This is a genomic window from Nocardia sp. CDC159 (genome assembly GCF_023740735.1).
Taxonomy (GTDB): Bacteria; Actinomycetota; Actinomycetes; order Mycobacteriales; family Mycobacteriaceae; genus Nocardia; species Nocardia pulmonis.
In genome coordinates this window covers 163,419-177,979 of sequence record NZ_JAMRXH010000015.1, presented here as the reverse complement: position 1 = coordinate 177,979, position 14,561 = coordinate 163,419, and the positions used below count along the sequence as shown (strand labels likewise).

Here is a 14,561-nt window from a genome sequence, read left to right as displayed (position 1 = left end):
GCAGCTGAACTATCGGCAACCGCGGGGCAACGAGATCAGCCCGCGAGCTCCTTCACCAGCGCGTCGACGACCGCGACCAGATCGCCCTGGGAGGCGGCGGCGACGCGGCGCTGGCGTTGATAGGAGGCGCCGCGTTTGGGGATCTCGGGGACCAGGGACAGTTCGTTCTCGCAGCCGAGCAGTTTGGCGGTGGGCTCGAGGCGGTTCAGCAGATCGGTGAGATCCTCGGTGACCAGGCGCTCGTTGCTGTCGCCGTCGGTGATGATGATGGCGTCCAAACCGTAACGGGCGGCACGCCATTTGTTCTCCTGGACGTGCCAGGGCGGGATGGTGGGCAGCGTCTCGCCCGCCTCGACCCGGCGGTCCAGATCGACGATCAGGCAGTGGATCAGCGCGACCAGCGCGGAAAGCTCTGTCCAGGAAGGGAGCCCGTCGCAGACGCGGACCTCGATGGTGCCCCACTTGGGCGCGGGGCGGATATCCCAGTGCATGCCGCCGAGCTGTTCGAAGACGCCGGTCTTGGTCTGATCGTGCACATAGGACTCGAACTGCGCCCAGTCCTCGAACTGGAACGGCAGCCCGGCGGTCGGCAGCTGCTGGAACATGAGCGCGCGGTTGCTCGCATAGCCGGTGTCGATCCCGGCCCACATGGGCGAGGACGCCGACAGCGCCAGTAGGTGCGGATAGGACAGCAGCAGCGTGTTGAGGATCGGAAAGACCTTCTCCGGGTGCGAGATTCCCACGTGCACGTGCACGCCCCAGATCAGCATCTGCCGCCCCCACCACTGGGTGCGCTCGATCAGCTCGTCGTAATGCGCTGTGCGGGTGAGCTGTTGGGTCGACCACTGGGCAAAGGGGTGGGTGCCCGCGCAGAACAGGTCCACCCCGACCGTATCGGCGGCCCGCCGCACGGCGGTCATGGTGCCGTGCAGATCGTCGACCACCTCGCCCACGGTGTTGTGCACACCGCTGACTATTTCGACGGTATTGCGCAGCAGTTCCTTGGTGAGCTGCGGGGTGCCGTCATGGGCCCGCAGATCACCGACGGCGTCGAATACCGCGGCGGCGGTATTGGAGAGATTGCGCGTCTGTTTGTCGACGAGGGCTATCTCCCATTCCACGCCCAGAGTCGGGCGGGGCGAGCTGTTCCACGTGACCTTACGAATGCCTGGCTCGCCCATGGCATACCTGCGCCTTACCCGACCACGCCGCAGGCGATCCGGCCACCCGCGTCACCGGTCGCCATGGTTTCGGCGTCCGGCCCGGCGGTGCCGTTGGCCTGCGTGTATCGACTCGGAATGTTGCCGAAATTATCCGCACCCGCGTGGACCATCAGGGCCTTGCCCTTCAGATCGTCCAGGGTGACGGAGTCTGTGGTGGTGACCAGGTGCGCCGTGCCGTCCTGGCGCACCTGCAGGGAGGTCAGATCACCGCTGGCCGGATGCGAGGTCTGGTCGCCGACCTGCAGATGTCCGCCCGCGGAGAGGAAGGCCCCGGTCGGTCCGCCGCTGGGGGCGGTCGAATTGGCCTCGCACTTGCCGAACTGGTGGAAGTGCAGGCCGTGGAATCCGGGCTTCAGCCCGCGCACGTCGACGGTCAGCTGCAGGTGGTTGCCCGCCTTCGCGATCGTCGCGGTGCCGACCTCGGCGCCCGCGGGATCCTTCAGCTGGACCGACACGGAATCCCCGGCCGGCTGGCCGTGCGAGGAGCCGTGGTCACCGGCGACGGTACCGCTGGGAGCGGCCGCACCCGTCCACACCGGGGGGTTGGTCCCCTTGACGTCGCTCGACTCCTGGCTGTTGGTGCAGCCCGCGAGGCCGAACACCGCAAGCGCCAGCACCGGAGTCACAGTCCGCCAGGACGGGCGACGAATTGTGGACGTGGCCATCGGGGAACTCCTTTACGAGTACCGAGTTTACGAGTAATGCACGGTGGACAGATTCGTTACCGGACAAGATGATGCCAGAGCCGTTACGCGGTTCCCCGCTGGGGCTCAGTTACCTGTGACGATGACGATGACTCCGGGCGGTGCATCCGCCAATCCGGCGAATCGGGGCTCGGCGGAGACCCCTAGTTCGGCGGCGATGGCCTTGGCCGCGGCCTGCTCCTGTGGCGAATTTCCGTAGAAGACGGTCGATTTCGCAATCACGCCATTGGGGTAGTTGGCCGTCTCCACGACATTCCAACCGGCGGCGGACAACTGGTTGCCGGTTCGGGCGGCCAGGCCCGCGATCGTGCCGTTGTTGAGCACCCGCACCGGGACCGACTTGTCCGGGCCCGCGGGGGGCGGCGGGGGCGTAGTGGTGGGCGGGGCGGTCGTCGGCGCGACGGTGGTCGTCGGGGCGGCGGCCGGACTGGTGACCGGGGGCGGGGCGACGGTGGTGGTCGCCTTGGGCGCGCCGGTCGACTGCGCCTGGCCCTGCGGGGTGGAACCCGAACTCTCCGAGCCGGACTTCGACAGCGACATCGCGCCGAGACCGGCGAATACGATGGCCAGCGCGATCAACACCATCGCGAGCGCTCGTAGCGGCGGTCCACCGGAGGGCGGATTCGGATTGCTCACCTGGTCGAGCCTAGTCACACTTCGAAGCCCAGCCGACGTGCCGCCCGTGCCTTCTGTCGGCTCGCCCGCAGTCGTCGCAGCCGTTTCACCAGCATCGGGTCGGCGGCCAGAGCCTCGGGCTTGTCGACGATGGCGTTGAGCACCTGGTAGTAGCGGGTGGCGGACAGATCGAACAGGTCGCGAATGGCCGCCTCCTTGGCGCCCGCGTACTTCCACCACTTGCGCTCGAAGTCGAGAATCTCGAGTTCACGCCGGGTGAGTCCGTCGACGGCCTGGCCATCCATCGGCACCGCGACCGCGGTGTCCTCGCCCGCGGAAGAGCTGTCCCCGCTTGCGGATAGATGCCGGGCCGCTGCGCTGTCCATATCGCTCCCTCGCCAGACGTTTGTGATCAACACTGAGGTGCTTATACGTCGCCGCTCATTCAACCACGGATGCTCGCGTTCCCAGAGGCGTACTACGGCGTGTCGGCGGCGGCCGAACCAACGCCCGAGCGGGCGGCGCCGCGCACCCCAGTAAAGTGTGTGACCATGGCGATTCTTCCGATCCGCATCGTCGGTGACCCGGTTCTGCACAATCCGACCGAACAGGTCACCCAATCGCCGGAGGAGCTCGCCGAGCTGATCAGCGATATGTTCGACACGCTCGACGCCGCGCACGGGGTGGGTCTGGCGGCCAATCAGGTGGGCGTGCCGCTGCGGTTGTTCGTCTACGACTGCCCGGACGTCGATGCCGACGGCACGGTCAACAAGCGCCGCGGCGCGGTGATCAATCCAGTGCTGGAGACCTCCGAGATCCCGGAGACCATGCCCGATCCGGACGACGACGAGGAGGGCTGCCTGTCGGTGCCCGGTGAACAGTTTCCCACCGGCCGCGCCGACTGGGCCCGCGTCACCGGCACCGACGAGCACGGCAAGCCGATCGAGATCGAGGGCAAGGGCTTCTTCGCGCGCATGCTGCAGCACGAGGTCGGTCACCTCGACGGTTTCCTCTACGTGGACGTGCTGATCGGCCGCAATGCTCGCGCGGCGAAGAAGTTCATCAAGAGAAGCGGTTGGGGCAAACCGGGTTTCAGCTGGATTCCGGGCGAGGGGCCGGATCCGTTCGGCCACGACGACGTGGACTGATCCCGCGCCCATGACGTCCGAGATTCCCTCCGGGCGGCGGGTCGTCGTGCGATATCGGCTGCCCGCCGGTCATTCCCACGAATTCACCGATGTGATCGGCGAACTGATCGGCCACGATCCGCTGACGGTGCGGACGAGGGACGGGCACACCGTCACGGTGGACGCCGACGCCATCGTGGCGGTGAAGGCGCTGGGACCCAGGCCGATTCGCACCACGGAGATTCGTGCCCTGGAGGCCGCCGCGTGCGACGGCTGGCCCGGGGTGGAGCGCGTTCGGCTGGACGGCTGGCTGCTGTCGGCCGGAAACGGCTATACCAATCGCGCCAATTCCGCCGTTCCCGTGGGCATTTCGGGTGAACCGGCGCGGCTGCACGTAGATACCCTGCGCGGCATCGCCGCGTGGTACGCCGAACGCGGTCTGCCCCCGCGCCTGCGGCTGCCCGACCGGCTGGCGCCGGTGCCGCCGGGCTGGCGGACCTGGAGCGAGACCGCGGTGCTCGGCATCGATATCGGCAATTTCGTCCTCCCCCAAGGACCTTCGATGGTGCGGGTGGAGGCCGAGCCGAATCGGAGCTGGCTGGATCTGCATCGCTTCCGCGGCGAGGACGTCGTCGACCTGCCGCCGCCGCTGCCCGACACCGCGGTGCTGACGGCCGTGCACGAGGGTGAATTGGGTTTCGCCACACTGGGTCTGCCCGATCCGCTGGCCATCGGCCGCGGCGCGCTCACCACCGCGCCGGACGGGCGGCGCTGGATCGGATTGAGCTGCGTCGCCGTGGCGGCCCCGCATCGCCGCCACGGGCTGGGCACGCTGGTGTGCGCCGAGTTGATCCGCTGGGGACACAGGCACGGCGCCACCCACGCCTACGTGCAGGTCGAGGCGGACAATGCCGCCGCCCTGGGGCTGTATCGGGAGATGGGTTTCATCGAGCACCACCACTACCGCTACGCCACCCCGGCGTAGAGCGTGCCGGGGCAATCAGGGACAGGGAGCGTGCCGGAGCAATCGGGGACGGGGAGCGTGCCGGGGCAATCGGGGACGGGGCAATAGAGGACGGAGAGGAACTCCATGCGCTTGGCGACGTGGAATGTGAATTCGATTCGATCGCGGTTGGATCGGGTGGTGTCGTGGCTCGATCGCGCCGATATCGACGTGCTCGCCATGCAGGAGACCAAATGCCGCGACGACCAGTTCCCCACGGAGCGCTTCGAGGAGGCGGGCTACGAGGTCGCCCACACCGGGCTGAGCCAGTGGAACGGGGTGGCGATCGCCTCCCGCGTCGGCCTCGACGACATCGAGATCACCTTCCCCGGCCAGCCCGGCTTCGACAAGGACGCCGAGACCTCCCTGCTGGCCGCCCCGATCGTGGAGGCCCGGGCCATCGGCGCGACCTGCGGCGGCGTCCGGGTCTGGAGCCTCTACATCCCCAACGGCCGCGCCCTGAACGATCCGCACTACACCTACAAGCTGGAATGGCTGGCGGCCCTGCGTGATTCGGGCGCACAGTGGCTGACCGCCGACCCTCGGACCCAGATCGCCCTGTGCGGCGACTGGAATATCGCCCCCACCGACGACGACGTCTGGTCCCCGGAATTCTTCCGCGGCAAAACCCACGTCTCCCAACCCGAACGAGACGCCTTCGACGCCATAGTCGCCACCGGCTACGCCGACCTCCTGCGCCGCTTCGCCCCCGGCCCGGGCATCTACACCTACTGGGACTACACCCAACTCCGCTTCCCCCGCCGCGAGGGCATGAAGATCGACTTCATCCTCGCCTCCCCCGCCCTCGCGGCCCGCGCCAAGGACGCGATGGTCGACCGTGAGGAGCGAAAGGGCAAGGGGGCATCCGACCACGCCCCGGTCGTCGTGGAGCTCGCCGACTGAGGCCGATTCCCGAGCCTGGCGGTCGGCCGCTCAGCGCAAGGCGGCGAGGTCGATCGTGACCGGGAACGGCGCTGTGGTAGTGAACGTTTCGGCGTGTTCGCCGTTGTCCACATATCCCATCTCGCCCGCGAGATGGCAGGCCAGCAAACTGACCGGATCGCTGAGGTCCACGATCCAGTAGTGCGGAATACCCGCGTCCGCGTAATCACCGCGCTTGATCACATAATCCGTCCGTCGCGAACCCCTGGACACGATCTCGATCACCAGGGGCACGGAGGATTCCACCTTCACGGCCCACCCGGTCATACTCGGACTTCTCGACAACGAACAGATCGGGCCTGCGCGCCGTGCCCGGCTCCCCCGTCGGGGGCCAGCTGCAGATCGAGGTCGACGTCCAGCAGAAGCTTGACACCTTGCGGAAGCTGAGGCCTGAGCTGCATATATAGCTCGCCCGCGGCATTGCTGTGCTGCGGCGTGGGCGATGGTGCCACCATCAGATTCCCCTCCACGAGCTCCCACCGGCCGCGCTCGTCCTCCTCGAGCGCGGCGAAATCCGCAATGGTCAAGAGCCGCTGCGCAGGAAAAGCCATCGCTTTCGCTCCTCTCCTGGCGACCAATACGCCGAGACTATCCCACTCGTCGTGTACCGACCGACGCCCTAGGCCGGGCGGGTTTTGATGGCGTCGCGGGAGATGAAGACGTCGTAGGAGCCGGGGACGGCGATGACCGCGTTGCCGTAGGCGGAACGGACGAAGGGCTTGGTGTACCAGGTCTGGTCGCGCATGTCTTCGAAGAAGTCCTGGTCGCTGCCGTTGAGGAAGATTTGGTTCTGTTTCACGGCGACCCCGTCGAGGCGTTGGCCGTAGAGGCGGGTCACCTTGTAGCCGGAGTGGAAGCCCAGGGCGTTCACCCAGGGTTCGAGTTCGACGATGTTGGCCTGCAGGACCCACATATCGCCCTCGACCTGATAGGTGGCGCGCTGTTCGGGGTGCTCCTCGTCGCCGAACAGGGTCAGCTCGACCATGAGCGTATGCGGGTCGTTGGCAACGGGTTTGGCGACCAGGTGAGCGGCCTTCACCTCGCCGGTCAGGCCGAGGAAGCTCTGCAGCAGGGTGGTGATCCAGAGGATCACCACCGCCACCAGCAGCACCGCCAGCGCGCTGGTGCCGCGCCCGATCAGCGCGTGCCAGCCGACCTTGCGCGCCTTCAGCAGCGCGGTCAGGACCAGCACGACGCCGATCACGAAGAGTACGGCGATCAGCGCCTGCAGCCAGCCGAAATCCACCGGGAAGACCATGCGGTAGTTGTACCCCTATTCGGGCGGCCTTCCCGTCATTGGCGGAAAACGGGCGTCAGAACGCCGCTTCGTCCAGATTCATGATGTCGAGATCCAGGTTCTCCAGCACCGAACGCACGCTGGTCAGCAGCGGCAACTGGTTCTTGGCGAACCAGGACGCCACCGCGACCTTGCCGGTGTAGAACAGCCGGTCCTTCTCCGACGGCTGCCCCTCCAGCGCGGCGAGCGCGATCGTGGCCTGCTCCAGCAGCCGCCAGCCGATCACGAGATCGCCCGCGGCGTGCAGGAATCGGACCGAGCCCAGGCCGACCTTGTAGATCTCGGCCGGGGTCTGCTGGGAGGCGACCAGATAACCGGTGAGCGCGGCCGCCATCGCCTGCACATCGGCCAGCGCGGTCGCCAGCAGCGCCCGCTCGGTCTTGAGCTGCCCCTCGTCGGCATCGACGAACTTCTGGATCAGCCCGGCCAGATGGCCGAGCGCCACGCCCTTGTCGCGAACGATCTTGCGGAAGAAGAAGTCCTGCGCCTGGATGGCCGTGGTGCCCTCGTACAGCGAGTCGATCTTCACGTCCCGGATGTACTGCTCGATCGGATAGTCCTGCAGATAGCCCGAACCACCGAAGGTCTGCAGGGTCTCGGTCAGCACCTCGTAGGCCCGCTCCGAACCGACACCCTTCACGATCGGCAGCAGCAGATCGTTCACCCGCGCGGCCAGTTCCGGATCCGCGCCGAAGTTGGCCTCGGCGATATCGGGGCTCTGATAGGCCGCACACGTCAGATACAGCGCCCGCAGACCCTCCGAATACGCCTTCTGCAGCGCCAGGCTGCGGCGGATGTCGGGGTGGTGGGTGATGGTGACGCGCGGGGCGGTCTTGTCGGCGTTCTGGGTCAGATCCGCGCCCTGGACGCGAGTCTTGGCGTACTCCAAGGCATTCAGATAACCGGTGGACAGCGTGCCCGCCGACAGCACGCCCACCATCATGCGGGCGTGCTCGATCACCTTGAACATCTGCGCGATGCCGTTGTGCACCTCGCCGACCAGATATCCGATGGCGGGCTTCTCGCCGCCATAGGTCAATTCGCAGGTGGGCGAGGACTTGATGCCCATCTTGTGCTCGAGGTTGGTCACCAGCACGCCGTTGCGCTCGCCGAGTTCCATTGTCTCCCGGTCGAACAGGTACTTCGGCACCACGAACAGCGACAGGCCCTTGGTGCCCGGGCCCGCGCCCTCCGGCCGGGCCAGGGTGAGGTGGAAGATGTTGTCGGCCGTCGCGCCCACGTCACCGCCGGAGATGAAGCGCTTGACGCCCTCGATATGCCAGGTGCCGTCGGGCTGCTGGACCGCCTTGGTGCGGCCCATGCCCACATCGGAACCGGCGTCCGGCTCGGTGAGCACCATCGTTCCGCCCCAGCGGTTTTCCCAGGCGTGCTGGGCCCAGCGCTGCTGCTCCTCGGTGCCCTCGACGAACAGCACATGGTGCATGAGCGGGCCCATATTGAAGAAGGCGGCCGAATTGTTCGCCGCCACAAGCATTTCCTGTGTCGCCCAGGACAGCGGGGACGGCGAGTTCACCCCGCCCATCGCCTCTGGCATGCCCAGCGCGGACCAGCCCGCCTCGTTGACCGCGGCCACCGTCTTGGACAGCAGTTCCGGCACGACGACCTCGTGATTGGCCGCGTCGAACCGAATGGGGTTGCGATCGGCGTCGACGAACGAATCGGCCACCGGGCCCTCGGCCAGCCGCAGCACCTCGGTCAGAATGCCCCGAGCGGTCTCGGTGTCCAGATCGCCGTAGTTGCCCGCGTCCAGCTGCGCCCCGATTCCCAGCACTTCGAACAAGTTGAACTCGATATCACGAAGGTTCGCCTTGTAGTGCGACACGGAAGGGCCTCCTCGGCTGTGTCTACTGCAGCGCGTGCGGAGCCTTCCATGGTTACGCAGGCTGCCGCCTCCAGGCCTGACCGCACACGCTGGGGTTGATGTTGTACCTGGAGGTTGCCGTACGGCCGTTCGGTTACGCAACCGTAGGCTCCGAAACGCCAGGCCACCAGTTTGTACCTCGTACAAACCGGGCGCAACAGGCCAAACGTTGCGCGGCTCGGCCGAGGCGATCGAGTGCCAGAAGTTAGCCGGATGCCGGCGGACACCCCTCGGCGGCGCTGATATGTTGGTGATCATGGGTTCGAGATCGGCCGTGCGACCGCGTCAGCGCGCTCAGCATCTCGGACCCGAACGCCGCCGCCCGCAGGTGCTCGACATCGCGCTGCGGATCGCGGTCGAGGACGGCATCGCGGCCGTCACCATCGCCGCCGTCGCCGAGCGCATGAACGTCACCCGCCCCGTGGTCTACGCCTGCTACGCCGACCGCGTCGAACTCATCGACGCGCTGATCCGGCGCGAGGAGGGCTATCTGCTCGACGGCATCATGGACGCGCTGCCGCGGCGGCGCGTGGAGGCCGACGAGGAGGTGTTCGTCGAGGGCTTCCGGGCGTTGCTGGAAACCGTCGCGGCCCGCCCCGACACCTGGAAGCTGTTGTACGGCAATCCCGATCCGGCCGTGGCGCATTCGTTCGGACGCGGCCGCCGCTTCGCCATCGAGCGCTGCACCCGCCGCCTGCGCCCGACGCTGCGCGCCTGGGATACCGCCGACGCCGACCGCAAGCTGCCCGCCCTGGTCGAGCTGTGGGTCTCCGCGGGCGAGGGGGCCGTGCGCACGCTGCTGTCCGGTGAAGGCGATTGGAGCCCAGAGGATTTGGGGGCCTTCGTGGGTGCGGCCGTCTACCGGGCGCTGCGCAGCGCCTGATTTGGCGCGACTGGTACTCAATCCGGCCGGTTTCCGGACTGCAATCGCGCCGGATTCCGGCCGATCGCATGCCGGAAACGCAATCACTGAGCACCGCTCACACCAAATACCCGATGAACAATCCGATCGGAACGCCGAAAGAGCCCTCGACGGGACAATTCGGATAGCTAGGATGAGAAAAAATCTACTATCCGACCAGCAACCTGGCGGGAGAGCGGGCATGGCGTTCTATCGGCAACTGGGGTCGGTGCCCCCGAAGCGGCACACCCAACATCGCGATGAGCAGGGGCGGCTGTACTACGAGGAGTTGATGGGCGAGGAGGGCTTCTCCAGCGACTCCTCGCTGCTGTATCACCGGGCACTGCCACCGGCGATCGTGGATTCGACGCCGTGGCAGCCGCCGAATCAGGCGATCGTTCCGAATCATCCGCTGCGGCACCGGCATCTGCGCCTGCCCGAGCTGTTCCCCGGCGAGACACCGGCGCAGACCGATGTGGTCACCGGCCGCCGCCTCGTCCTGGGCAACGACGATGTGCGCATCTCCTATGTCGTGGCGCGCCGGGAATCGCCGCTGTATCGCAATGCCATCGGTGACGAGCTCGTCTACATCGAATCCGGTGCCGGCACGGTGGACACGGTCTTCGGTTCGCTGCCGGTCCGCCGGGGCGACCAGGTCCTGCTACCGCGTGCCACCACGCACCGCTGGCGTCCGGCCGACGACGAACCACTGCGGGCCTATGTCATCGAGGCCACCGGGCATATCGCCCCGCCGAAGCGTTATCTATCCAAATATGGCCAGTTCCTGGAACATTCGCCCTACTGCGAGCGAGATCTGCACGGCCCCACCGAATTGCGCCTCGAGGAGGGCACCGAGGTCGAGGTGCTGGTCAAGCACCGGCCCGGCCGGGAGATCGTCGGCACCCGGCTGATCTACGCCACCCACCCGTTCGATGTGGTCGGCTGGGACGGCTGCCTGTACCCCTACACCTTCAATATCGAGAACTTCGAGCCGATCACCGGCCGGGTGCATCAGCCGCCGCCGGCCCATCAGGCCTTCGAGGGCACCAACTTCGTGATCTGCAACTTCGTGCCCCGCAAGGTGGACTATCACCCGCTGTCGATTCCGGTGCCCTACTACCACTCCAACGTCGACTCCGACGAGATCATGTTCTACTGCGGTGGAAACTACGAGGCGCGCAAGGGTTCCGGCATCGCGCAGGGCTCGGTCTCGGTGCATCCCGGCGGCTATGCGCACGGCCCCCAGCCGGGCGCCTACGAGCGCAGCATCGGGGCGGAGTTCTTCGACGAACTGGCGGTCATGGTCGACACCTTCCGACCGCTCGGCCTCGGCGAGGGCGCGCTGGCCTGCGAAGATCCCAATTACGCGTGGACCTGGTCCGGCCGCGGGCCGAAGGCCGGGGAGGAGAACCAATGACCGGCACGCTGCGTATCGAGGTGGCGGGCGATGCCCTGTTCGGCCTCGACAATCTGCCCTACGGCGTGTTCGCCCCCGAGGGCGGCGGCGAGTTCCGGGTGGGCGTGCGATTCGGTGACTCGGTCGTGGATCTGGCCGTGCTGCTGGACGATTCGACCTTCGCCCGGCCCACCCTCAACGCCTTCCTGGCCCAGGGGCCCGCCCGCTGGCGCGAGGTGCGCGACCGCGTTCGGGAGCGGCTCGGCGGCGACATCCCCACCGCCGCGGCGCATGCGGTGGACGCGGTGCGGTTGCGGCTGCCCGTGGCGATCGGCGACTACGTCGACTTCTACGCCAGCATCGACCACGCCACCAACCTCGGCCGCCTGCTGCGCCCGGACGGCGAACCGCTGCTGCCGAACTGGCGGCATCTGCCCGTGGGCTATCACGGCCGGGCGGGCACCGTCGTGGTCTCCGGCACCGAGATCGTCCGGCCGCGGGGACAGCGTCGGACCCCTTCGGGCACACCGGAATTCGGCCCGTCGCAGCGACTGGACATCGAGGCGGAGCTCGGCTTCGTGGTCGGCGTCGGCTCCGAGCTCGGCCGCCCGATTCCGGTCGACGATTTCGCCGCGCACGTCTTCGGCGTCGCGCTGGTCAACGACTGGTCGGCGCGCGATATCCAGGGCTGGGAGTATCAGCCGCTGGGACCGTTCCTGGGCAAGTCGTTCGCCACCTCGATGTCGGCGTGGGTGACCCCCCTGGCCGCCCTCGAGCAGGCCCGGGTGCCGCTGCCCGGCCAGGAACCCGAACCGCTGCCGTATCTGCGCGAGCGCGAATCCTGGGGCCTGGACCTGGATCTCGCGGTGCACTGGAACGGCGAGCTGGTCGCGAGCCCGCCCTATCGCCGGATGTACTGGTCGCCCGCGCAGATGCTCGCGCATATGACGGTGAACGGCGCCTCGACCCAGCCGGGCGATCTGTACGCCTCCGGCACCATCTCCGGCCCGGAGCGCGAGCAGCGCGGCTCGTTCATGGAATTGTCCTGGGGCGGAAGCGAACCCATCGATGTCGGCGGGACCAAGCGCACCTTCCTGGAAGACGGCGACGAGGTGGCGATCAGCGCCACCGCGCCCGGACCCGGCGGCGGGCGCATCGGCCTGGGCGAGGTCCGGGGACGGATCCTGCCCGCGCGCTGAGGCGCGGGGCCGCCGCGCTACGGCGCGGCGGCCCGGCGACCGGAGTCGACGGTGGTGAAGAAGTGCACGAGGTCCTCGATCAGCGTTTCGGCCGCATCCGGTGAGCCGCCGTCGTCGTGATGATGCAGCCAGTCGGTGACCAGCTCGAACATGCCGCCGATGGTCGCCAGCGCCAGGGCGATGCGCTGCCGCTGCACGCCCGGATCGGCATCCGGTTCTCCCGACCACTGCCCGTCCAGGAAGGCCGCCGCCCACCGCCGGTTGCTGCGCCGCTGCCGCTCGACGGTCGGTGAGATGCCGCCTGCCTCGCCGAAGGTCACCTTCGCCAGGCGCGGATCGTCGGCGAGGGCGTGCACCCACGCCGTGATCACGGCCGCCGCCCGCTGCGGCCAGTCCAACTGCGCCGATTCGACCGCCACCGCGAGCACCCGTTGCTGAAACTGCGCGGTGATCTGCTCCAGCAGCGCGATATAGCAGGCTTCCTTGCTGTCGAAGTGGTCGTAGAAGCCCTTCGTGCCGACGTAGGCGTGCTGGCAGATCTGTTCGATCGAGGTGCCCGAGAAACCCTGGCGGGCAAACAGTTCGGTAGCGGCGTCCAGGAGCTGGCGACGACGTTGGGCGCTGCGCTCCTCGGCGTCGAGGCCGCGAATCCGGCGCCGCGCCGGGGACGGAGCGGGCTGCGCGGCGGGGTTGCTGCGGGTCATACCCCGACGATAGTAGGGCGACCTGTAAAAAGAACTCTTGTTGCGAATTGGAAGGCATGTTGTAATTCCTGTCACACCTGATGGAGGGAAGGACAGGACGTGTCTGTGATCAATGGGGATCGCCGCGGCCGCCGATGGCCCGCGGTGGCGCTCACGACGGCGATGACCCTCGCCGCCGCCCTGCTGCTGGGCAACTCCGCCCCGGCACCCGCACAAGCCCAACCCCTTGCGCCGCAAGTGGATCCGTTCTACAAACCGCCGGAGGGCTTCGAGGCCACCGAACCCGGCACGATCCTGCGCTCGCGGCCGGTGCAGCTCGCGGTCGCGACCATCCTGCCGGTGCGGGTGAAGTCCTGGCAGCTGCTGTACCGCACCACCGATCTGAACGGGATCCCGACGGCGGCGGTCACCACGGTGGCGATGCCCATGGGCGCCAACCCCGCCCGGCATCGGCCGCTGCTGTCGGCCCAGTTCTATTACGACAGCGCGGCCCCGCAGTGCGCGCCGTCGTACGTGCTGCAGCAGGGCACCGGGCTGGCCGGACTCGAGGGCATCCACTCCAACAGCGAATACCTCGGGTTGGCCGCGGCCATGAGCGAGGGTTATGCGGTCGCGATTCCGGACTACGAGGGCGTCAACGGACATCTGGCGGTGGCCAGGGAACCCGGCTACATGGTTTTGGACAGCGTGCGCGCGGCGCAGCGGTTCGAGCCGCTCGGCCTGGACGGGGCGAATACGCCGGTCGCGCTGTGGGGCTACTCCGGCGGCGGGATGGGCAGCGGCTGGGCCGCGGAGATGCAGCCGAGCTATGCGCCGGAGCTGAACATCAAGGGTGTCGCGCTGGGCGCGCCGACCTCCGATGTGCAGTCGCTGCTGCATGTGAACGGCTCGATGTTCTCCAGCCTGATCGCCATCGGCATCGCGTCGCTGAGCAATGCGTACCCCAAGTTCGCCGAGACCACCAACAAGTACCTGACCCCGGAGGGGCGGGCACTGATGGACCGCACGAACCGGCAGTGCCTGTCCCGCAACGCCTTGACCGCGATGTTCGTGGATTATCAACGACTGCTGACGATTCCGATCGCGCAGTATCTCGCGCTGCCGGAGATCAAGGAGGTGTTCGACAGCCTGGTGCTCGGCCACAATCCGCCGACCGCCCCGATGTTCGTGTACCAGGGCGTCTTCGACGAGGCCGTGCCGGTGTGGTCCAACGACCGGATGGTGAAGCAGTGGTGCGACGGCGGCAGCTCGGTGATCTACAAGCGCGATCACCTCAGCGAACATCTGACCCTGACCACGCTGGGCATGGGTGAGGCATTCGGCTGGATCAAGGGCAGGCTCGCACCCAATGCCCCCGACCAGATCGGTTGCCGCACCGACAATGTCGTCTCGATGTTCGCCAGTCCCGATGCCTTCGTCCAGCAGACGATCATCAACCTGAACGCGATGGCCGGGGCACTCGGCTGGCCGATCGGCCCCAGGGAGAACTGAACGCCGCTCTCATTCGTGGGACCTATCGAAAGCGCTGGTCAACCTATCGAAATGTCCGTTTTCGGCGGATTTCGGTC

At 67.5% G+C, this 14,561-nt stretch carries 16 protein-coding genes; 7 read left to right on the top strand and 9 right to left on the bottom strand.

Annotated features, from left to right (window positions below):
* Positions 1-35: 35 nt before the first annotated feature.
* The 4 genes from NDR87_RS28330 to NDR87_RS28315 form a co-directional block, all read right to left on the bottom strand.
* Complete coding sequence (locus tag NDR87_RS28330) at positions 36-1,181, bottom strand: glutamate--cysteine ligase (protein ID WP_251916465.1); 1,146 nt, start codon at positions 1,179-1,181, stop codon at positions 36-38.
* A gap of 14 nt (positions 1,182-1,195) precedes the next feature.
* The gene (locus NDR87_RS28325; RefSeq protein ID WP_251916463.1) at positions 1,196-1,888 is read right to left on the bottom strand and encodes a superoxide dismutase family protein; all 693 of its coding nucleotides are present in this window, start codon (positions 1,886-1,888) and stop codon (positions 1,196-1,198) included.
* A 105-nt stretch (positions 1,889-1,993) separates the two neighbouring features.
* A complete protein-coding gene (locus NDR87_RS28320) occupies positions 1,994-2,563 on the bottom strand; it encodes a LytR C-terminal domain-containing protein (RefSeq protein ID WP_251916461.1) in 570 nt (189 codons plus the stop codon).
* Between the two features lie 14 nt (positions 2,564-2,577).
* Complete coding sequence (locus NDR87_RS28315; RefSeq protein WP_251916459.1) at positions 2,578-2,928, bottom strand: DUF3263 domain-containing protein; 351 nt, start codon at positions 2,926-2,928, stop codon at positions 2,578-2,580.
* A 165-nt stretch (positions 2,929-3,093) separates the two neighbouring features.
* On the opposite strand from NDR87_RS28315, the gene NDR87_RS28310 reads away from it, so the two are divergent.
* From NDR87_RS28310 to NDR87_RS28300, 3 genes are all read left to right on the top strand, one after another.
* Positions 3,094-3,690 (top strand): peptide deformylase, encoded by a 597-nt coding sequence (locus NDR87_RS28310; protein ID WP_251916457.1) that lies wholly within the window; start codon positions 3,094-3,096, stop codon positions 3,688-3,690.
* A 10-nt stretch (positions 3,691-3,700) separates the two neighbouring features.
* Positions 3,701-4,654: a GNAT family N-acetyltransferase gene (locus tag NDR87_RS28305; RefSeq protein WP_251916455.1), complete on the top strand. Its 954-nt coding sequence runs from the start codon at positions 3,701-3,703 to the stop codon at positions 4,652-4,654.
* 105 nt (positions 4,655-4,759) lie between these two features.
* Positions 4,760-5,575: an exodeoxyribonuclease III gene (locus NDR87_RS28300; protein ID WP_251916453.1), complete on the top strand. Its 816-nt coding sequence runs from the start codon at positions 4,760-4,762 to the stop codon at positions 5,573-5,575.
* 30 nt (positions 5,576-5,605) lie between these two features.
* Here NDR87_RS28300 and NDR87_RS28295 read toward each other — a convergent pair whose 3' ends face one another.
* The 4 genes from NDR87_RS28295 to NDR87_RS28280 all read right to left on the bottom strand — a co-directional run bounded on the left by NDR87_RS28295 (position 5,606) and on the right by NDR87_RS28280 (position 8,754).
* On the bottom strand, positions 5,606-5,839 hold the full coding sequence (locus NDR87_RS28295; protein ID WP_251916450.1) for a Uma2 family endonuclease: 234 nt from the start codon (positions 5,837-5,839) through the stop codon (positions 5,606-5,608).
* A 38-nt stretch (positions 5,840-5,877) separates the two neighbouring features.
* On the bottom strand, positions 5,878-6,165 hold the full coding sequence (locus tag NDR87_RS28290; protein ID WP_251916448.1) for a Uma2 family endonuclease: 288 nt from the start codon (positions 6,163-6,165) through the stop codon (positions 5,878-5,880).
* Positions 6,166-6,233: 68 nt separating this feature from the next.
* Entirely contained in the window at positions 6,234-6,872 is a 639-nt protein-coding gene (locus NDR87_RS28285) for a hypothetical protein (RefSeq protein WP_251916446.1), read from the bottom strand.
* Between the two features lie 55 nt (positions 6,873-6,927).
* Complete coding sequence (locus tag NDR87_RS28280; RefSeq protein WP_251916444.1) at positions 6,928-8,754, bottom strand: acyl-CoA dehydrogenase; 1,827 nt, start codon at positions 8,752-8,754, stop codon at positions 6,928-6,930.
* 295 nt (positions 8,755-9,049) lie between these two features.
* Between NDR87_RS28280 and NDR87_RS28275 the strand changes: the two genes are divergently transcribed.
* The 3 genes from NDR87_RS28275 to fahA all read left to right on the top strand — a co-directional run bounded on the left by NDR87_RS28275 (position 9,050) and on the right by fahA (position 12,289).
* Positions 9,050-9,676 carry a TetR/AcrR family transcriptional regulator gene (locus NDR87_RS28275; protein ID WP_251916441.1) on the top strand — a complete coding sequence of 209 codons (627 nt, stop codon included), beginning with the start codon at positions 9,050-9,052 and terminating at the stop codon, positions 9,674-9,676.
* Positions 9,677-9,896: 220 nt separating this feature from the next.
* Entirely contained in the window at positions 9,897-11,111 is a 1,215-nt protein-coding gene (locus tag NDR87_RS28270) for a homogentisate 1,2-dioxygenase (RefSeq protein WP_251916440.1), read from the top strand.
* Positions 11,108-12,289 carry a fumarylacetoacetase gene (gene fahA, locus NDR87_RS28265; protein WP_251916438.1) on the top strand — a complete coding sequence of 394 codons (1,182 nt, stop codon included), beginning with the start codon at positions 11,108-11,110 and terminating at the stop codon, positions 12,287-12,289. Before NDR87_RS28270 ends, fahA begins: the two co-directional genes overlap by 4 nt.
* Positions 12,290-12,306: 17 nt before the next feature.
* Here fahA and NDR87_RS28260 read toward each other — a convergent pair whose 3' ends face one another.
* A complete protein-coding gene (locus NDR87_RS28260) occupies positions 12,307-12,993 on the bottom strand; it encodes a TetR/AcrR family transcriptional regulator (protein WP_251916436.1) in 687 nt (228 codons plus the stop codon).
* 99 nt (positions 12,994-13,092) lie between these two features.
* Here NDR87_RS28260 and NDR87_RS28255 point away from each other — a divergent pair, with 99 nt between their 5' ends.
* Complete coding sequence (locus tag NDR87_RS28255) at positions 13,093-14,484, top strand: lipase family protein (protein WP_251916434.1); 1,392 nt, start codon at positions 13,093-13,095, stop codon at positions 14,482-14,484.
* Positions 14,485-14,561 lie beyond the last annotated feature (77 nt).